Raw genomic sequence first — 21,999 nt, 5'->3', positions numbered from 1 at the left:
ATACGTTCACATTTATTTATTAATATCATTTTGATCCTTCATTCATTTTATACTTCCTAACAATTCTCGCTATTACCAGCCATATATGAGCCTCTGGCAAGTTGCATTTTCACCTGAAGCATGTTGCATATAACCCTAATGAGTAACAGATAAACATGACAGATGTAACAACCTGGTTGTTTTCATGCGGTTATTCCAACCAATCTGGGATGGCGTCATTGGACAACCACTCTTCTACTCTTTTGTCCAAGGCGTCAGGCTTCCACTGTGTCTCTCCTGCAGGTAATGCGTCATTTTTTGGGAGCCATTTTTTGTGCGCAGCGATGACCTCTGCATAGCGAGGATCTGATGCCAGATTGGTGTGCTCTCTGGGGTCATTTTTATGATCATAGAGTTCTTCTGATCCGTCTCTGTATCGGATGTAGCGCCAGTCATTGCTTCTTACTGCGTGATTTTTGTACCTCCATGTAGTCAACACAGGTTGTTCTCTTTCAGTAGCTACATCGAGTAGCATGGGGACCAAACTTTCGCCTTCGAGCTGAGGTACAGTCGGGGTTTCGCACAACTCTACCAGGGTAGGGTATATATCTAGCAGGCTCACAGCTTGTAAGCTTTTTTGCCCAGGCTGGGTCATTCCAGGCACCTTGAAAAACAAAGGCACTCTGGTAGCCTCTTCCCACAGATCTTGTTTTCTCCAAGTCTTTTTCTCTCCGAGGTGCTGTCCGTGATCTGACCACAATACGACGATTGTATTGTCTGCATATTTACTGTTGTCCAATGCTTCGATCACCTTTCCTACCTGATCATCCACAAATGAAACACAGGCCAGATAACCATAAATTAATTCCTTCCAATAAGTATCGCTAAGGTTGACTACTGCATAATGATCTCCCGTTTTGATTGTACCATAGGCCATAGATTTGCCTAGATTGGGAATATCGAACATCTCGTCTTCGGGCATCTCCGGCAAGCTAATGTCATCGAAATCATATAAATCAAAATACTTTTTGGGCGCTGTAAAGGGTACATGAGGTCTGACAAAACCTACCGCCATAAAGAATGGTTTTTCATGATCTTTTTCCAATTGTCCTACTGCCCATTCAGCGATTTGCTCATCAAACATCTTACCGCCAGGAATATCTTCGGGCTCCAGTTTGCCATAGCACAATGAATGTCCGTCTCTATATTCTTCTCCATAATGGTTTAGGATTTGACTCCCTTCTTTAGGAAAAGGATAAAAATGTGATCCGCCATAGCCATCCCCTCTTTCTTTCAATTCTTGGGGCACGTGGTATCCTGGAGCTATCACATCCCAAAACAGATCAGTTTTATCTTTGTAATCACTAACCCCATTGTGAAAGACCTTACCAGCGGCTAGCGTTTTATATCCGTTTTCTCTAAAATATTGAGGCAACATGGTATGATTTTTCATCACTTGATCATACGTTTTTCTCATATCAGCAGTCCCACTATACCAGCCAGATGAAGATGGGTGTATCCCACTCAAAAGAGAATTGCGCGAAGCAGTACAGACGGCCTGAGAAGCGTGTGCGTTGGCAAACAAGACTCCTGATGCAAATAACTTATCCATATTGGGTGTGATGGCTAGAGAGTTGCCCCCCATTGCCCCTTCCCAATCATTGAGGTCATCTATGGATATAAACAAAACATTTTTCTGAGGCTGTTGTTTTTGCGCTAAGCAAACGTCATTGGCTAAAATCGAACACAACACCCATAAGCCTACAACTGTATTTTTCATTTTCTTCTTTTAAATCGTTTAAATCTCAATTCACCGAACATCAAAACCTCATTCCGTGTATTTCATCTCAACCATACCTATGGCATCCTCTCCTCTACCCGAGTAAAACAGGTAGAGTGATCCGTCTCGATCCTCGAACACATAAGGATCACGGAGCTGATTGACATTTTCTGGCGCGGAGCTGGTTTTTGAACGGACTTGTTCCAAGTCACCGCCCTCCCAGCCTGGACTCGGCGCTAAAATCTCCACGGGAGGGTATGACGCATCCCATTGAGTCCAATCACCTACACCCAAGTCAATGGTAGACATGAGTATTCTTTCCTGCATTTCACCACGCCTAGAATAGAACACATGCAATTCATCTCCTACCAATCTTACAGCAGTATGACGGATTCTCAATTCGTTGAAGGATTTTCCTTCTTGCTCTGAAATGTCTAATTGAAATGGATTGTCTGGATGTTTCTCCCACAAGTTGTTCGTATAATCAAACCCATCTGGGGCTGTCCATGGATCATCTGCATCCAAGGCACGATAAGGAGTAGCTCCGTTATCAAGAGCATATATTTTGTCTTTGTATGAAAATACTCTAAAATAAGATGGCCCAAAAAACACTGGTTGGATGTTGTCATAAAACTCCAAACCATAGGGGGAGTAAGAGACATAAGTGAGCTGTTTTTTCACTCTGGTACCATTGACGTAGGTAGAGGCACCACTATGAAAATACATGATGATGCGCTGGTTGACATCATCTACATGCACATCTGGAGAGGCCAAATGATTGTTGGGAATCACCACACCATTGTTTAGACTGATAACCGTATCACCCAAATCTAAAACACCACGATCCCCCATCGCTACCTGATCTCCGATTTGATACAAATGCCATGGCCCCTCGATATTAGCAGCCCATGCCATACGAATATAATCTCCCGCATGATGTGCAAAATACATATAGTATTGTGCCTTAGGGTTGACACGATCCTTCTTTCGAATCCAATCAGGAACTCTGATCACACTTGGGCCATTGATATTTTCCCCTTCTCCTTCCACACCTACTTCGGCAAACATCTGCTGTGTGATTAGGGGCTGACTAGCCTCTTGGCGTATGGCTGTATACTTAGCCTGTGAATGAACATTTGCCCAACCAAAACCCATCAAAAGCATGGGTATTATTGCTATTTGTAATTTCGTCTTCATCATATTTGATTCCCTACATCTACTTTTGTTGACCCAGTTAAATTTAGAATCTGTTTCTATTGGACAACATTCTTTTGTGGCATAAATATCTCACATTCTCCTAATAGAAATCCCATAGATAAGTTGCAAGCTCACCCGTGCCAAGTTGCATAGAACAAAATGAAGTAACACTTATACCGTGCTCATGTTACAATTATAATATCCAAAAGACTTTATGGGTGATTATGAACTAGACGCTACGAGAGTAAGTGGCAGTGTTTAAGAATCTCGGTTGGTCGTTTACCAGCATCTTCACATGACTTAGAATTACTTCCTTTCTATCTAGAATATGAATAATCTCAGGCCATGTTACAGATAGACTATCACCGCATACGCTCACAGCAAAATTCATAACCTCCGTCATTTCACCTTCAATGTTGAATCGATAATTCCACCACATAATACAACGACAATTGATCTATCAATATCATGTCTCCAATCAAAACCCTTTTGTGAAAACAAGGCATGGTTGAGCACAGGATTATATGTGGTGGCACATACGCCAAACACATATAAAGTTGGCTGCACATTAAAATTTGATCGATTTGAATTGATTAGAAGTAACATCCCTCAGGTCATATTGATACATGTAACTGCACCTTGTATCGACAGTGTGGCATATATACAACATGAGCCTACTTTCTGTTAGACTATCTCTTATTAACATACAAATATGGAAATGAAAATCATAACAAACACATCGAATCAAGCTGCCATTTCAGGCACTAAACACCTCTTATTCAATGAAATATGTTTTTCCGAAAGCGGATAGCAACACGAAGGTACTTTATAGACAAAGACCATGAAAACACAATAATTACAAACTCTAAAACGCATGAACATGAAAACAATTACTATGATTGTGATGCTAATGGCATCATTCACTTTTGCAATGTCTCAATCTGGCTCCCCGTATGAGGTCGTCAGGTTGAACAGCAACCAACCTATCATCACACAGCAGATGTTTGCTGATCTAGGTGCCGCCACTGAGGGTGAAAACATCAATGGCCCATCTATTATCCATGTACCGGACTGGATAGACCCTGCCAATCGTGCACACCCGAGCGCCCAATACTATGTCTATTTTGCGCATCACTCTGACGACTATATTCGTATGGCCTGGGCTGCTAATATCGAGGGCCCATACCACTTGTACCAGACAGGGATAGGGGTACCAGTAGGAGACCGAGGGGTACTAGATCATGGAGGCAAATTCATCAATCTAGACAATGGTATCTCCATCGAAGACAATCACTTGGCCTCACCAGATGTGCATGTAGATGATGTCAACCAGCGCATCATCATGTATTTCCACACTGGTTCCTCCACGTTTGTAAATGGAGTAGAACTAAACGACCAAGTGACCTATGTCTCTTACTCCCCCTATGGTTTGGAGTTTTATGACAACATACAGCCAGTATTCCTAGGTAGCTCATATTTCAGAGTATTTGAGTATGGGGGAGAAATGTATGCCCTAGACAATGGTGCTAAGTTTTACCAAGCACTGGATCCGGCTGACCCTTGGACTGCTCCAGATGGCTGGGATTATACCAATAGTCTTTGGGACAAACGATCTGATCACCCTTTTCAGGATGATATTCTAAATATTGATGGATTAGGTTCAGATGTACTGCGCGTAAGACACACAGGAGTGAGAGTAGTAGGTGATGAACTACAAGTTTTTTACACCCGAAGAGGAGAGATCAATGAACGAGTACAAATGTCGACCGTAGACATGAGTGCAGGTGACTGGACCACATGGGACACTTCATATCCTCCCTTCGAAATCATGGTATCAAATCCTGGATGGGAAGGGGGAGAGCACGAAAAACTCAACTCCGAAACTTCGGATGCGCCAGAAGATGTAAACCAATTGCGCGATCCGGATATATTCGAGGACACGGATGGCAAAGTATATATAGTCTATGCTGGAGAGGGAGAAGATGCCCTCGGTATCGCTCGACTGTACGAAACCCCAGTACCCAATCAGACAGTGGTCGCTACGATGGATGCCCATGTAAGAGCTGGAAACAATGCCGACACCAATTATGGAGCAGAAGCAGAAATGGAAGTAAAAAACACTCCAAGTGTCACAAGCAATCTGAGAAAAGTTTACTTAAAATTCGATTTGACTAGCGTAGCTGCAATAGAGCATGCGGCGGTCAAGTTATACACCAACTCCACCAAATCACTGCCCGTCACTGCATATGTCACTGACAACAGCTGGAACGAAAACACCATCACCTGGAATACTGCGCCAGTTGTAGGTGAAGCCATCACGACTACCCAAGTAGGTGAAGCCAATGCCTATTATTCCTGGAATATTTCAGAGTATGCAAAAAGTAAAGTTGGTGGTGAAATCAGTCTTGTGATATATCTACCTGCCGAAGATGGCATTACACTCAAATTGAGTAGTAAAGAAGGAGTCAATGCACCACAGCTGGAATTGGTCACTACTACAGCAGCTGTACCTGCAGACCCAAGTCAATTGAGTGCCTATGCTACTTCGGATGAGGCCATCCAGCTGAGCTGGACAGACAATGCAACCCACGAAACTGGCTACAAAGTAGAAAGAAAAGAAGGTGCGGGTGCATTTGTAGAGATTGCAGACCTAGGAGCCAATGTGTCTCACTACCATGACACTGGTCTACCGAGTGAAACTACCTATACGTACAGAATAATCGCTTACAATGCGACTGGCAACTCTAGCTACTCAAGCGAGGTAACAGCTAGTACTTTGGAAACTGTGATTAGCTTCACTTATGCGCCTACTGATGACGCATACATTCATGGTGGCAACAGTGATGTAAACTATGGTACTGAAGATCTCATAGAAATAAAGCAAGGAGGCAATGTAGACTTTTTTCGCAAGGGCTTAGTAAAATTTGATTTGACCGGAGAAGACTTAGGCAACAATATAGAAAAGGCCACTTTGAGGTTATATGTGCTCAATTCAGCATCTATGGATCTTTCGTTCTATGGTACTCAAGACAATTGGGACGAGACGACCGTCACCTGGAACAACGGACCAGCAGAAGGTGATCTCATCAACGTAATTTCACTCGCTGGCAGATTTGTGTACTACGAAGTAGACGTTACCGATTATGTTATGGATCAATTAGGTCTAGACAGTTTGATTTCGATTGGATTTTGGGATCTAGCTGCCTCGAACGCAACTATGGGAGTCAATAGCAAAGAAGCTGCAGAATTTCATCCAGAACTAATCCTTATTCCTGGTGATCCATTAGTACCCGCTGACCCTACAGCACTCAGCGCACACGTAGCATCTGATACTGAGATACAATTGAGTTGGAATGACAATACCAACAACGAGTTGGGTTACAAAATAGAAAGAAAAGAAGGAAGTGGATCATTTGTAGAACTAGCTGATTTAGATCCCAATACAACCCAGTACAGTGACCTATCGCTGACCAGTAGCACAGCGTACACTTACCGAGTCATCGCCTACAATATGATTGGTAATTCCAACTACTCACATGAGATTGCTGCCACTACATTGACCAGTGGTGCTTCAGTGCCTGTAGCCCCCACAACACTCAGTGCTGTAGTAGCAAGTGACACTGAAATTGCACTGACTTGGACAGACAACGCAAGTGATGAAAACGGCTACAAAATAGAAAGAAAAGAAGGTGAAGGAGAGTTCACTGAAATCGCCAATGTGCCTGCTGATGCATCTGCATACACGGATTCGGGGCTTACCAGCGAAACTACCTATACCTACAGAGTAATAGCGTACAACAGTACTGGAAGCTCCAACTATTCCAACACTAGTAGTGCAGTTACTATGATGTCTGCGCCAATAGCTCCTAGCACACTCAGTGCACCTATTGTCATAGACAATGAAATAGAATTGGCCTGGATAGATCATGCCAGCAATGAAATAGGTTATAAAGTAGAAAGAAAAGAAGGTGAAGGAGAGTTCACTGAAATCGCCGACCTGCCTGCTGATGCCTCTGCTTACACGGATTCAGGCCTAAGCAGCGAAACCACTTATACTTACAGAATAGTGGCTTACAATAGTACTGGAAGCTCTGACTACTCCAACGAGCTAACTGTCACTACACTAGCAGTCATTGTTAGGCTTTCTTTCAATCCTACCGAAGATACCTACATCAGAGGAGGTGTAAATGCTGATATCAACTACGGTGCTGATGCTGATCTGCAATTAAAGCAGGGCGCCAATGAAGATTTTTATCGCAAGGTCTTAGTCAAATTTGATTTGAGTGGTGAAGACCTCAACGATATAACATCTGCTTCTCTTAGGTTATATGCTATCAAAGCAGGGCCTATGAACTTGACAGCCTATGAAATGGACGATACTTGGACAGAGTCTATGGTTACCTGGAACAATGCGCCATCAGATGGGTCCTACATTACTCATATCGCACTAGATGCAGAGGAAACATACTACGAATTGGATGTTACCGACTATGTAGCAGCGCAATTGGCAGGAGACCGAATCGTTTCGATTGGTTTTTGGGACTTGGACGCGAGCAACGAAACCATCGAGTTCAACAGCAAAGAAGCTGAGAATAACACTCCAGAGCTGATAATTGTGCCTAGCGTCGACGAAGAAGATAATGATAGCGAAGGTGAAGGTGAAGGGGTAGTCACAACCATCGGTGATACAAATCTGCATACAGTATCCATCTATCCTAATCCATTGAACAAAAGCGTCTTGACAATTGACATGCCACTATCTAGTGGCATGGTTGACATTGCCATTACTGATTTGCAGGGCAAAATGATCTATCAAAACCAGACACAAAACCAAGGCAGCCTACAGCTCAACACGAACACATGGCTGACCAAGGGAATGTATGTAGTAACTGTCACAAGCAGTGATTTCGCAACAAGATCTAAACTAATCGTGCAATAATAAATTCTTCAATATTGGTTTGATAAAAATGTGGAGGACAAAACGTCCTCCACATCCATATAACTGAGATAATCAACTGATTAACAAATAAATATTTAACATTATGAAAGTATTCTTAAAAACAAGTCTTTTATTATTTCTGCTGTGCTTTGTCTACCGACAGAGTAGAGCCCAAGACCCACTACCCAATATCATCGTAATCATCACGGATCAGCACACTGGAAAAATCATGACCCAGCGTGGATACAATCATATTTCCACTCCAGGGATAGACAAACTTGCCGCCGAAGGTACCCTCTTTACGAAAAGTTATGTCACCTATCCGGTATGTACATTTTCACGCAAGTCCATGATCACAGGTGTAATGCCACACAAACTCGATGATGTAACTGTTGCCACTTCTGTAGGCAAAACGCTAAAAGATGCTGGGTATGATACTGGCTACTTTGGCAAATGGCACGTAGGCACCACCAAACTAGATGAAATCGAAGATTGGCATGGATTTGACTCCTACTACGAAAACTACTATGACAGTACCATATACAAAGAGAGCAAAGCCTTCTTGGATCAACCACGTAGCTCACCATTCTTTATGATTACGTCATACAACAACCCCCATGATGCCTGCGAACTGGCACGTAATATCTCGGGAGGCAATGACAAGTATCACGATGGCGAAGTAGATGAAGCCATGGATCTGGCTTCATGCCCTCCGCTACCTTTTAACTATGAGATCCCACTCAATGAAGCCGAAGGACACTACTCTAGAAGAGATCAAGATCCCGATGACCAACATTACAGCTCCCATCCAACTAAAACTTGGACAGATACAGAGTGGAGACAATATTTGTATGGGTATGACCGCCTCCTTGAAAAAGTTGACAAGCGAATAGAAGACTTAGTCGATGATCTGGATAGTAGAGGCTTGCTAGAAAATACAGTGATCATCTATACCTCTGATCATGGTGACGGGCGTGCTGCTCACAAATGGAATCAAAAAAAGTCATTCTATGAAGAATCAGTCAATGTCCCTTTCATCATCTCATGGAAAGGAAAAACACAGGCTGGTGTAATTGACAATACTACATTGGTGTCCAGTGGTTTGGATCTGTACCCTACGATTCTCCAGTTTGCAGGCATCGACATCCCTGCATCGCTCCATGGCATAGACCTATCACCAGCTGCTTTGACGACCCCTACTGGCACCATTACTCCGAGGGACTATGTGGTTTCTGAAAATGTACAAAGTGTCTACACAGGCAGTACAGGTGGAAAGTTCAACGGCCGAATGGTCGTAACCAACGAATTCAAATATATGCTATTCGACAAAGGGGTAAACAGAGAGCAGCTCTACGATCTCACTACCGATCCAGGCGAGCTCACTCCAGTCACAGATGATCCTGCATACCAAACGGACATAGCAGATATGCGCCAAAAACTAAAGGACTGGGTTGCAGAAACTGGAGATGATTTTGACGTAGACAGTTACGTAGCAGAGCTCGAAGCGAGTGCAGAACTCGACAACATCAAGCTCAATGGCCAGTCTATTACGAGCTTTTCTCCCGGTCTCAAAAACTACAGTATATTCATCAACCCAGTAGAGACTATCACGGTAGAAGCTTTCCCTATGAATTCAGCTTCGACAGTCACTATTACTCCTCCAACTGATCTCAGTGGAGATGAACAAGCGCGAACAACCACAGTGGTGGTGGTCTCCGAAGACACCAATTCTACCAATACATACAGTATAGTAGTTGGGTTCACAGACGAATCGGCACTCGTCCCCTCACATGATGCGTATATTCGAGGTGGAGAATACGCTGATACCAATTTTGGATTAGAAGCTGATCTGGATGTCAAGCAAGGAGGAAATCCAGATTTTTATCGAAAAACCTTCCTTACCTTTGACGTGAGAGATTTCACCAGTGTGTCTAGCGCCATTCTAAAAGTACACACCACCACTACCAAGGCCGCTCCAGTTACGCTCTACGAAACTGATAATAACTGGGATGAAACAACCATAACGTGGAACAATGCACCAGCATTGGGTAATGAGATATCTACCCAACAGATCGGCAACATCAAGCAATACTACGAATGGGATGTTACTTCATATGTTCATGACAATGCAGGAAGCATGGTCAGTTTTGGATTCTACGATCCATCAGCAGACAACTCTCACATCACCTTTACCAGTAAAGATGCTCTCGGAAACCATCCACAGCTTGTTATCATACCTGGCGATGACGAAGATGAGGAAAATGATGATGATGAAGAAGATGATGATGAGATCAATGACATCCTTCTGGAGGTAGAACCTGGCACCCAAGAAATCAACATCTATCCCAACCCTATTCATGATGGTATTCTCTATATAGATTTACCCAACCATGATGGCTCAAAAATAGATATCTCCATCACTGATATGCAAGGCAAAGTAATCTATCAAAATCAAACACAAAATATCGGTTTGATCAAAATTGATACAAACCTGTGGTTGACCAAGGGGTTATACGTGATTGGAATCAAAACGCAAAAGGCTACAACCATATCAAAACTGATTGTGCGCTAATCTAACTCATCAGAATTAGCTATCTGGTATGTGGAGAACGACTCGTTCTCCACATACCATTCTTTACTCTCCCATAAGGTGCTACGATATATGCAACACCTTGATCAAAAACCTTACAGCAGAGACTTAAAATCTAATCCGGATTATTCAGTCTTATTCACACAACAGCATAAATAAATTACTATTTAAAACTTATACAAAATGAAACCAATTTTTCAAGCAAAGGTTCTAATTGCTTTGATATTTCTAGTCATCCGACCTGGATATGCAACAGAACCAACTACCTACATGAGTACAGCCAATCTTATGACAAGAGCTGTATTAGACATTTCAAATCCTGTCTCTCTGACTGCCATAGACGATGCGTATGTCAAAGGAGGAGCCAATTCAAGTACCAACTACGGTTCGGCATCTATTTTAGAAATCAAACAAGGCTCAATTGCCAACTACTACAGAAAATCGTATGTAAAATTTGATTTAAGTAGTTTGACGACTGCAGATAGCGCTGTGGTCAGGCTATATACCAACTCTTCTGGATCAGTACCTATTGTAGTGTACAAAACTTCCAATTCTTGGGATGAATCAACAGTTACGTGGGATAATGCACCCGCACTAGGCACAGCCATCGCCACTACAGTAATCGGATCTACCAATCAGTACTATGACTGGGACGTCTCTGCCTACATTCAGGACAATTTGGGCTCCACCATCAGTTTTGCATTTTATGATGCTTCTGCGAGCAATACTACTGTTGAGTTTAGTAGTAAAGAAGGTGCCAATGCCCCCAAATTGATTGTCTACTGTTCACCTCCTGTTGACCCCACATCACTGACGGCAACAGTAGCTTCTTCTAGTGCCATTGATTTGAGCTGGTCAGACAACGCAGACAACGAAACAGGCTATAAGGTAGAGAGAAAAGCTGGTGCAGGAGCATTTGCCGAAATCGCCAGTTTAGGAGCCAATAGCACTTCGTATAGCGATGCTGGATTGTCTAGTCTTACCTATTATACCTACCGCGTCTCGGCGTATAATGTGGGAGGCTCGTCCTACTCGAATGAAGCCAACGAAACTACGCTTGGTACGCCCATCACCTATACCTATGATGTTTCAGAAGATGCCTTCGTAAAAGGTGGTACCAATGCAGATACCAATTATGGGAGCGATTCAAACCTTGAAGTAAAACAAGGTAGCACAGCTAATTTTTTCCGTAAGAGTTTCCTAAAATTCGACTTGAGCAACCAAGGTTTGACTACAGTCAGTCAGGCCACAGTTCGAGTCTATGCCAATAGTGTCAGCGCTACGACCATCACTGCTTTCGAATTGAGCGACGCTTGGTCAGAGCATACCGTGACGTGGAATAGCGCACCTTCTGACGGAAGCAGCATTACATCTGAGGCCCTATCCACGGAAAATGTCTACTACGAATTTGACGTAACTGCCTACGTGCAATCGCAAATCTCAGGTGACGGTGTGGTGTCTGTCAGCTTATGGGATGCAAGTGCAACCAACAAGATCGTCAACTTCAACAGCAACGATGCAGCTACTAACAGGCCAGAGTTGGTTATCGAAACGTTCACTACCACAGCAGATCCTTCGGGGATCACGGGTTATTTCGTAGATGGCATCAATGGAAATGATGCGAACGATGGGTTGACAGAAGCTACAGCATGGAAAACATTCACGAATGTGAATGCCACTACTTTTGCTGCCAACGACACCATTCTGCTCAAAGCAGGCAATACTTGGTTCGAACCTTTCTACCCTAAGGGATCAGGTACGTCTGGCAACCCGATTGTACTGACCAGCTACGGTGTAGGCCCGCTGCCTATTATAGATGCTCAGGGTGCGATACTATCAGGATTTTCGTCTTCAGCTTCTCTTATCCTTTACAATCAGGAATATTGGGAAATCACCAATGTGCATGTAAAAAACTATGCAGCACACGAAGGTGAATCCCCTCTGTTGAAAAATGCCATTGCCATCACAGGCAACAACGCTGGCACCCTGCATGATATCAACATTAGCAACATAGAGGTGAGTGAAGTAAATGGAAAACTCGACACCAGAACAAACGGCGGAATTGCCTACCTCATTAGAGGAACCGATGGCACGCCAGTTCCGACCAATTTTGATGGTGTCAAGATTGAAAACTGCTACATTCATGATGTATCCAACTGTGGTGTATTCACCGATTCGAGATGGGATACACGAGATCAGTTCACCAGCTTTGGACAAACTACGTTGGATGGATCTACCAATGATTGGTATCCTAGCTACAACATCGAAGTACGAAACAACCGCTTTGAAAGAACGGGCGGCAATGGCATGGTGCTGCGTGTCGCTGATGGCCCACTCGTAGAATACAATACCTTCTACATGTGCGGACTATACACGACTGGCAATGCTTCCTACCCGTTCAATTGCGACAATGCCCTGTGGCAATACAACGAAGCAAGCCACACGGTGTACAATGAAGGTGATGCTGACGCAAGTGGATTTGATAGTGATTACTACTGTAAAAACACCATCATCCAATACAACTACAGTCATGACAATGATTACGGCAGTCTTTTGATTACATCCAGAGGAGAATCTGCTCGAAATTTTAATGTCGGCACCATCGTGCGATACAACGTCTTCGAAAACGATGGGCATCACATGATCAGAGTATCAGGTACGCCTACAAACTCTCACGTTTACAACAATGTATTCTATGTAGGGGAAGACTTAGACGGCATGGAAGTGCTGTGGCACAAAAACTGGGGCGGCTATTCGGACAGTACTTTCTATAGCAACAACATATTCTATATAGAAGGATCCAACTCTGTTTATGATTTTGAACTAAGTACCAACAATTTCTTCGATCACAATATTTTCTATGGTAACCATGACAGCACAGAGCCTACAGATGCCAATAAGATCACCGCAAATCCTTTGTTTGTCAATCCTGGCACAGGTGGCTTTGGTTTCGGTACCTTGGATGGGTATCAATTACAGTCAGGCTCGCCAGCGATCAATGCAGGGGCAAATATCACGGGAAATGGTGGCTTTGATTTTTGGGGCAATACTTTGTCTGACAGCTATACTGACATAGGTGCTTTTGAATATGACAATCCATCCGCTCGTCTGTTCAAAGTAGCAGTTGACGAAGTAGTCGCTCATGCAAATCAACTAAATATCTACCCCAACCCACTCAGTCATGGGGTATTGACCATTGATCTAAAAGGCTACACCGATGTGAATCAAGTTGAAATAATGATCAGTGATCTAACAGGTCAGATGATGTACAAAACGACTATTCAAAACCAAAGCACCATTGAATTGGATATGCATCATCTACAAAGAAACTCAACCTACATTGTTCATGTAACATCTGGACAAACTGTGAATTACAGCAAGTTACTAGTAAGATAAAATAATTATAAAAAAAGGGGTACTCAGCATGTGAGTACCCCTTTTTTATGAACAAAACTGACCTAATACGTCATTACTTCAACCAATCAGGCATGGTATCATTGACTGTCCATTCTTCTACTAACCTATCCAAATTATCCCCCTTCCATTCTGTTTCACCAGCGGGCAACGCATCGTGGGCTGGGAGCCATTTCTTATGCTCAGCGATTACCTGCGCATACTGAGGATCAAAAGCTAGATTGGTGTGCTCACCAGGGTCTGTCCCATGATGATACAGCTCCTCACCTCCATCTCGGTACAAGATGTATCGCCAATCATTACTTCTCACTGCATGATTTTTATACAGCCAAGTAGTCAAAACAGGCTTGTCTTTATTCAGCTTTGGGTTGTCTAACAACGAAACCAAGCTTTCTCCCTCTAGTTTTTTAGGTACTGGTAATCCACACAGTTCGGCCAAAGTCGGATAGATATCTAGCAAGCTCACTACCTGTTTGCTTTGATGACCCACATGTTGATTGCCAGGCACACGAAAAAACAGAGGAACTCTAGTAGCCTCTTCCCAAAGTGCTTGCTTTCTAAAATGGCGCTTTTCACCCAAATGCTGACCGTGATCAGACCACAGTACTATGATTGTATTATCTGCATTAGGGCTATTTTCCAATGCTTCGAGTACTCTCCCCACCTGGTCATCGACAAATGAAACACATGCCAAATAAGCATGTACCAATTCTGGCAATATTTCCTGTCTTTGAGACACATCACCCCAGCCTCCTCGTGGTGTATATCCATAGGCGATAGCTTTTCCCATGATAGGAATGTCTTCAAATTCATTGTCTGGTACGACTGGGACATGTACCGAGTCGATGTTATATAAGTCAAAGTATTTTTGAGGTGCAGTATAGGGCACATGTGGTCGAATGAATCCTACTGCCATAAAAAATGGCTTATCTTGTTTTTTGCTGATTTTTTCAATGGCCCAGTCAGCTATTTGTTCATCGTACATGCCATTCTCAGGTATTTCATCATCGCTCAATGGCCCACCTGCCAAAGAATAAAATCGGTTGTTTTGTCTATAGAAATTATTGATTGTATCCTCGCCATACAGCTGCACCATCTGACCTCCATCTTTTGGAAAAGGGAAGAACATTTTGCCACGATAGCCATAGCCTGTCTTCTCTATTTTTTCATCCATATCATTCCAAAAACGCGGAGCATATTCCGTCCAGAAATCCCCCGTCCTATCAGAAAAGTCGGACTCTCCATTGTGAAAGACTTTCCCTGTGGCATAGGTATGGTAGCCTTGATCTTTGAAGTACTCTGGCAACATTTTGTGATCAGCCATCACCTCATCATAGTTCTTTTTCATGGCAGCTCCATTGGTGTACCAGCCTGAAGACGAAGGATGGATACCACTGAGGACTGAGTTTCGAGAAGCGGTGCAGACCGCTTGCGAGCAGTGCGCGTTGGTAAACAACACCCCGCTTTCAAAAAGTCTATCCATGTTGGGTGTGATGGCCTGCGTGTGTCCCATCATTGATCCCTCCCAATCGTTGAGATCATCTATGGATATAAAAAGTACATTAGGTGAAACCACCTCATTTGTTTGGCTCGTCGGCATGCAGCTACTCGCCACAGCTGACAACAATAGCATAGTGCATATTTTGTTCATAGGTGTATGTTTTTTATAATGAGGTGTTTACAAAACAGGCTGCAATATTGCAGCCTGTTATTTCTTGAGATTGAATATCTCGACCAATCAATAATCGAGTGAGTAATAGATTAAACTCAGCCTTAAATATTCGATTGTTGATGATCAAAATATTCTATCACAGGGTACACCTGTTGATTCAATTCATTCATCTTTTTTAGCATGGGTTCCCATACCTTATATTCACTAGTTACGACACCCTTATTGGCATCCACATTCGAAGGATCCACGGTTTTGTCTTCGGGATCATTGTCCTGATATTTGAAATAATGCCACCCGACGCAATTTTTGGATTCCAAAAGAGCCAAATTAAAGTTTTGATAAAAAAGCCCTCTATCTTCTTGTGTGCGAACTATCCAACCCGCACCACTCTTGTTTCCCATCCCCGAGTCCTCGCCTTTGGTATAGTATTCCGTCACGATAAAGGGTCTCCCAGACCATTTGGCCCAATTGGACATTTGCGTAGAATCAGGAGTCCAATAATTATAATAATTAATTGAGATAGCATCCAAGTACTTCCCTACTGTTTCCATAAACATCTTATTGTCCTTTTCTCTACTATAGAATCTCGAACCGATATACAGATGGTTGGGATCATATTTTTTGATAGCCTTAGATACTATCGAGAAATACTTGTCTGCGACATAGGACATAAATAAATGACGGTGTTCGTCTGTTATTTGCTCTTGAGTGATCCCCATGTCGTCCAACCAAGCACGTGCCGCGAGGTAGCCATAATCTGTCTCTGGTAGAGCGAGGTAGTTGTCAATGGCCGTGAATTTGAAAGGCATTTCATTGTCAGAAAAATGACCGTATAAATTGGGGTCATCTTTGAATTTTTCCAATTTTTGGGCATGCTCATCACAAAATGATTCAAACTCTGGATCAAACACAAAAATGGCATTGTTAGGGTATCCTCTATGACCTGATTGCTGATGGGTCCCTCCTCGTTTTGAACCATATCCACCCATAAAATCCCAATTGATCGTGTAAGCGATAGGTTGATCCAAAGTTTTGTTTAGTTCGACTATGGCTTCATGGTCAGACCACGAGCCAGTACCGTTGAATCCATTGTTCTGCAACAAAGCGATCGTTTCTTTGAGCCAATTTTCATGAGTACCAAATTTTTCGACCAGGGCCTTCTTATTGCGCTCTGACCTATTTCTTTTCACCCCATTGAGTGCAATACTAAAATGACGGTAACCTAGTGGATCTACTCCCCACCACCGATCATCCATCCTTTTTACATAATAGAAGCCTGTGGCTTCAGTTTTTCCTGTCAAAACACCTCCATATTTGCTTAGGGCAGGTTTTTCATGTGGCGTTTTGTAATCCTTAAGTAATTGCACAGTACGTGTCTCGAAAGGCTGGTACTCTTTGTAGCTGCGCGTACCATCAGCATGATAGACCTTGACTTTAGCATCTACATAGATATAAGGCTGTTGTATATCTGTTTTTTTATCAGTGATGCCAGAACACCCAGAAAGTAAGGTGATTAAAATTGCAAAAAGACTCTTTTTCATTTTGTAGAGTTTGATGAGAATGAAGATTCGAAACAGAGTGGGTAGAGCAGTAGAAAAAAGAGCTTCACCACCACACTTGGTGGGAAGCTCTTGTTGTTGTGGTTGATATTATTCAGCGCCTGAGTACCCTGGATTTTGTGCCATAGGCAGGGTCAAATTGGCGTCAATCACTGATTGTGGAATCGGTAATAATTTATCCTTTTCCGTTACAGTCGGGCCTCCTACGAGATTGTATTGGATTGTTCTGTCCATCCACTTGTCCATTCGGACAAGGGTGTAGCGACGGTGCTCCTCTGAATAAAGCTCCCTAGAACGCTCATCCAATATGAAATCAAGAGAGACATCTCCAGCTGTAATAGGCGTAGCATTGGCACGATTTCTCAGTTCATTGATAGTGGCTGCTGCTGCAGGTGCATCACCTAATAAAAATTGTGCTTCTGCTAATATTAACTTGGTTTCAGCCAACCTCAAATACACCTGATCGTTGTAGCTTCTTGAGCCAGCAGTATCTAGTGGATTGGCATAATCCCACTTGCGTGTACTCGGCCAGTAAGCATTTTCAGTTTTTTCATTTTGGCCTTGCCAATCAAATTTTACGGTATCACCTAGCGCCCAAGCCTCGCCTGTATCTGGGTTGGTGCCTACTGGAATCACATTAGGATTATTCAGTATTTCATAGCTTCTCCAGGCATAATAACCACCCCGATCATCGGTAGGGCCATATAGCTCCAGTGCATACCTAGTAGGGCCTACTCGACCTAAACCTCTTCCTCCATTTTCGATATCCACCTTAATAGCTCCTGAAGTACCATCGACTCTTACACCTTCAGCTGAGTTTCTGTGCCATCTCCTCATGATATTGTCACCACCACCATTGACATCTACCTCGTGCTGCATCACCCATAGGGCTTCAGTATTTCCTTCTGATGGGTTAGAATTTCCGTGGATAAACATGTCAGTGAAAGGAGTTCCTCCTTCATTGGCCGTTTTTCCATATCTGCTGGTGATCAAACTATATGGACCAGCCATTACTGCCAATGCTTTGTCTCTTGCTTTTTCATTCTCTCCCATGGCCAAGTAGAGCTCAGCTAGGTAATGTGACGCTACATATTTAGAAACTTTACCATCATTGGAAGGTGTTCTCATGTGCTCTTCAGCGAACAATAGATCCTCTTCCATTTGAACTCTAACCTCTTCTATAGGTGATCGCACCCAATCAGTCTTGATATTGGTACCGGTAGATTCGTGAAGCGCTAGAGGCACATCTCCCCACATATAAGTGGCGTGTCTATATGCCCAAGCTCTGAATAAACGAGCCTCAGCCAATACGCCATTTTTCTCTGCATCAGACCATTCTATATCTGGATTCTCCGCCCTATCTATGATAGTATTTGCAGAATTAATAGTTTGGTAAATCCATTCGAAAAAATTTCTATTGTGTGTTTCACTAGGCACATTTCTAGAAAAATCATTGCCTACCAAATTCCAGCCATTGTCGTGGTTGCCATAGCAATTGTCCACACCCGCAACAGCAGGGTCGATCATGAGGTCATTTGGTCCTCCAAAAGTCTCCCCTCCGCGTTCTCTTCTGAATTGGGCATAAAGTCCATTCAGTCCATATTCAAACCCCGCCAAATCCACATACAGGTTGTCTGCTGCGATGGTATGTGGAGGAGTTTCTATCAATACGTCCTCTGAGCAGGCCAAGAATAGGCTTGCAAAAAGGCTGATCATTAAGCTATATTTTAGATATTTCATTGTTCTGTATTTTTAGTTTTAAAAAGGTCTGGAATTGAATTACAATCCAACATTAAGACCAAAAACAAACTCTCTCTGTAGTGGTATTTCTCTTGAGCTACTCAGCTCAGGATCCAACCCGCCAAAATTGGTCACCGTGATCAAATTACGACCCGTCACATACAATTTGACATTGTTGATTCTCACTCGTTCTAGCAAGCTCTTAGGCAAGTCATAAGAAAAAGTAACATCCTGCAATCTCCAGAAGCTGGCATCCTCATAGATGTTTACCCCTCTTGTGTTAGCGTTCTCATCGTTTGCCCAATATTCATTGGTAGGATTTTCAGGCGTCCACCAGTTCTTCATTGTGGTATTTCTTTCTACATCTCCCCAAACATCATCGTTGAGTAGTGTATTATTTCTTGTCATACCGTGAGCACTTCTAGAGAAAATAGACAACCCGAAGTTTTTGTACCGGAAATTCATCTGCAAACCAGTGATAAACTTGGGATCTGTCTGTCCTTGGATCACTCTATCGCTGTCTGTGCTAATAAGTGTATCTCCATTTTGATCAACTATTTTAGCCCATCCTGGCTGTGCACCTGGAATAGCAGGCTCATAAGCAGGATCCTCAAAATCTGACTCTTGGTACACCCCGTCAAATTGATAACCATAGTTTACATTGATTGCTTCTCCTATAAACCATTGGTTTAGCACATCATCTACTCCGTTTCCGTATAGGTCTACGATTTCATTTTTCATAAATGCGCCATTGGCAGAGACATCCCATGAAAAATCTCCGGCTGTCACCACATTGGCATTCAATGACAGTTCTATCCCGCTATTCTTAGTTTCTCCCAAGTTTTGTGTCACAGTAGTGATACCATGTACTGGTGATATCTCCCTGTCCAGCAGCAGATCTGTGGTATGTGTCTCATACAACTCTAGGCTGCCCTGTATTCTGTCACGAAACACGCCAAAATCAAGTCCAATATTGACAGAAGCAGATTGTTCCCAACCCAGATCTGGCGTACCTAGTTTGCTCGGGTAATATCCTGCTGCCTGCGTGGATCCATCCAAATATGAACGGTCATTTAATCTAGATAGCGAACTGTATGGGTCTACAGCTTGGTTACCGTTGATACCGTAGCTCGCTCGTAGTTTCAACGTGCTGATCGTAGGTATGGCAGACATAAATGACTCATTGTGTATGCTCCATCCCAACGCTACTGAAGGAAATATACCGTGCTTGGTGTTGGCACCAAAACCAGAGTAAGAATCTCTTCTTCCTGTAAATGTCACATAGTATTTGTCGTTGTAGTTGTAGTTGAATCTCAACATAGTAGACAACAATACAAATTCTTGGTAAGCATACTTAGGTACATTCAACGCAGCTAAATAACCCTGATAGGTAGTCAATACGTCGTTGGGGAAACCATTGCTATCAAGGCCTTCCATGTTTTCAACATCATTTTGATAACTGTAAAGTGCAGTCAAAAAGAAGTTGTGGTTGCCAAATGACTTTTTATAGTTCAGAATGTTTTCAATCAGAAAGTTGGTATCTAAATCTGTACGTGTATCTGATACGCCTCTGTTCTCAAATCCTGACTTTGTATCTCTACCGGCATAGTTTTGTCTATATCTATGATCATACTCGATACCTGTGTTCAACTTGTAAGATAAGCCTGGCACGAATGGCAGATCTACTTGCAAATAGTTGTTTGTAACTATCTTGTAATTTTTGTCACTATCCTCTTCTAGCAAGCCAGACAATGGATTGCCCCAATAAATAGATTCTTTCCAAGGGTAAACCAACTGATTACCATCAGCGTCATATGGTTCGGTCAATGGATTCATATAGTATGCTCCATCTTGAGCCCCACTCCAGCTGGCATCCTGTCCACTTCTATCTGATAAAGACAATTGTGTATTGGTACCAAACGTCAGCCAATTGGTAATCTTAGCTTCTAGGTTGATTCGCATGCTGTATCTCTTAAACAGGTCATTGACAGCAATCCCCTCTACATCAAGATAACTACCAGATACATAATACTTTATATTGTCACTTCCTCCAGACACTGTCAAAGTATGCTGTTGCTTGTTTCCTTGTTGAGTAGCTATATCTATCCAATCGGTCGTTTTGCCGTCTTGGTAAAAATCTTCCTCGGAGGCAGTAATTGCAGATGCTTTCCTTGTCTTTTTAAACTGATAGAATTCTTCTGAAGTCAATAAGTCAGGGACATTCGTCATTTGCTGAATACCATAGAATCCCGCATAGCTAATTCTGGCTGCACCTTTAACTCCCTTTTTAGAAGTAATAAGGATGACACCATTGGCCCCTCTTGATCCATAGATAGCAGTAGATGATGCATCTTTCAGAACATTGACAGACGCAATATCAGTAGGGTTGATCTCTGAGAGACTACCACTATAAGGCATACCATCCAGTACGATCAATGGAGTGTTACTTGCCTTGATAGAGTTTCTACCTCTAATCATGATATTGGCGTCATTCCCTTCTGCACCTCCAGATGCTGTAACCACCGACACCCCAGCTACTGACCCCTGCAGTGCTTGTGCTACGTTGGTATTGGGTACCATTTCCAAGCGATCCTGTGACATAGTAGCTACAGCACCCGTCACATCGGATTTCTTTTGAGTTCCATATCCTACGACGACAACTTCATCTAGCTGCTCTACATCAATTTCCAGCGCTACATTCATTTCAGTGCTGTTGCTTACAACAACTTCCTGACTGATGTATCCAATAAAACTGAAAACCAATACCTCTTCTGGTTTTGCACTTATTTTGAATGCTCCATCGACGTTGGTAACTGTACCAGTCGTTGATCCTTTGATCAATACACTCACCCCCGGCAATCCCATTCCATCTTCTTGACCTGTTACTTTCCCACTCACAGTATGTTGAGCTTGCAGCTGAAATGCCAGCAGCAGCCCGGGTAATATCAAGCCAAGTTTAATAACTAGTAATAGCTTTTTCATAATCATTTATTTTAGTAAGAAATCACGTTAAAATAAAAAAACATGAACCTGAATAATCGTTAGACTGTTTATCAAACCGACAATATCAATGTTCTATTCGACTCGACTAAATTCAAATGAACTTTAATATTTTCATTTCACATTTCA

9 protein-coding genes are annotated in these 21,999 nt (G+C 42.7%); 3 read left to right on the top strand and 6 right to left on the bottom strand.

Annotated elements, in window-relative coordinates; genetic code table 11:
* Positions 1-190 precede the first annotated feature (190 nt).
* Both N6H18_RS08000 and N6H18_RS07995 read right to left on the bottom strand, forming a co-directional pair.
* Positions 191-1,759 carry a sulfatase gene (locus tag N6H18_RS08000; RefSeq protein ID WP_262311312.1) on the bottom strand — a complete coding sequence of 523 codons (1,569 nt, stop codon included), beginning with the start codon at positions 1,757-1,759 and terminating at the stop codon, positions 191-193.
* Between the two features lie 48 nt (positions 1,760-1,807).
* Positions 1,808-2,959, bottom strand: coding sequence for a glycoside hydrolase family protein (locus tag N6H18_RS07995; RefSeq protein WP_262311311.1), 1,152 nt, complete (start codon positions 2,957-2,959; stop codon positions 1,808-1,810).
* Positions 2,960-3,836: 877 nt separating this feature from the next.
* On the opposite strand from N6H18_RS07995, the gene N6H18_RS07990 reads away from it, so the two are divergent.
* The 3 genes from N6H18_RS07990 to N6H18_RS07980 all read left to right on the top strand — a co-directional run bounded on the left by N6H18_RS07990 (position 3,837) and on the right by N6H18_RS07980 (position 13,881).
* The gene (locus N6H18_RS07990) at positions 3,837-7,895 is read left to right on the top strand and encodes a CBM96 family carbohydrate-binding protein (RefSeq protein ID WP_262311310.1); all 4,059 of its coding nucleotides are present in this window, start codon (positions 3,837-3,839) and stop codon (positions 7,893-7,895) included.
* 103 nt (positions 7,896-7,998) lie between these two features.
* A complete protein-coding gene (locus N6H18_RS07985; protein ID WP_262311309.1) occupies positions 7,999-10,467 on the top strand; it encodes a sulfatase-like hydrolase/transferase in 2,469 nt (822 codons plus the stop codon).
* A gap of 201 nt (positions 10,468-10,668) precedes the next feature.
* Entirely contained in the window at positions 10,669-13,881 is a 3,213-nt protein-coding gene (locus tag N6H18_RS07980) for a CBM96 family carbohydrate-binding protein (RefSeq protein ID WP_262311308.1), read from the top strand.
* Positions 13,882-13,954: 73 nt separating this feature from the next.
* Here the strand turns inward: N6H18_RS07980 and N6H18_RS07975 are convergent, their stop codons facing one another.
* The 4 genes from N6H18_RS07975 to N6H18_RS07960 all read right to left on the bottom strand — a co-directional run bounded on the left by N6H18_RS07975 (position 13,955) and on the right by N6H18_RS07960 (position 21,852).
* Entirely contained in the window at positions 13,955-15,550 is a 1,596-nt protein-coding gene (locus N6H18_RS07975) for a sulfatase (RefSeq protein ID WP_262311307.1), read from the bottom strand.
* Between the two features lie 122 nt (positions 15,551-15,672).
* Positions 15,673-17,112, bottom strand: coding sequence for a hypothetical protein (locus tag N6H18_RS07970; protein ID WP_262311306.1), 1,440 nt, complete (start codon positions 17,110-17,112; stop codon positions 15,673-15,675).
* A 108-nt stretch (positions 17,113-17,220) separates the two neighbouring features.
* Positions 17,221-18,870 (bottom strand): RagB/SusD family nutrient uptake outer membrane protein, encoded by a 1,650-nt coding sequence (locus N6H18_RS07965; protein ID WP_262311305.1) that lies wholly within the window; start codon positions 18,868-18,870, stop codon positions 17,221-17,223.
* A gap of 39 nt (positions 18,871-18,909) precedes the next feature.
* Positions 18,910-21,852 carry a SusC/RagA family TonB-linked outer membrane protein gene (locus tag N6H18_RS07960; RefSeq protein WP_262311304.1) on the bottom strand — a complete coding sequence of 981 codons (2,943 nt, stop codon included), beginning with the start codon at positions 21,850-21,852 and terminating at the stop codon, positions 18,910-18,912.
* Positions 21,853-21,999: the final 147 nt, after the last annotated feature.

Source organism: Reichenbachiella agarivorans, assembly GCF_025502585.1.
Classification (GTDB): Bacteria; Bacteroidota; Bacteroidia; order Cytophagales; family Cyclobacteriaceae; genus Reichenbachiella; species Reichenbachiella agarivorans.
Note: the sequence above shows the minus strand (reverse complement) of the source record. Positions and strands in the feature narration are given on the sequence as shown.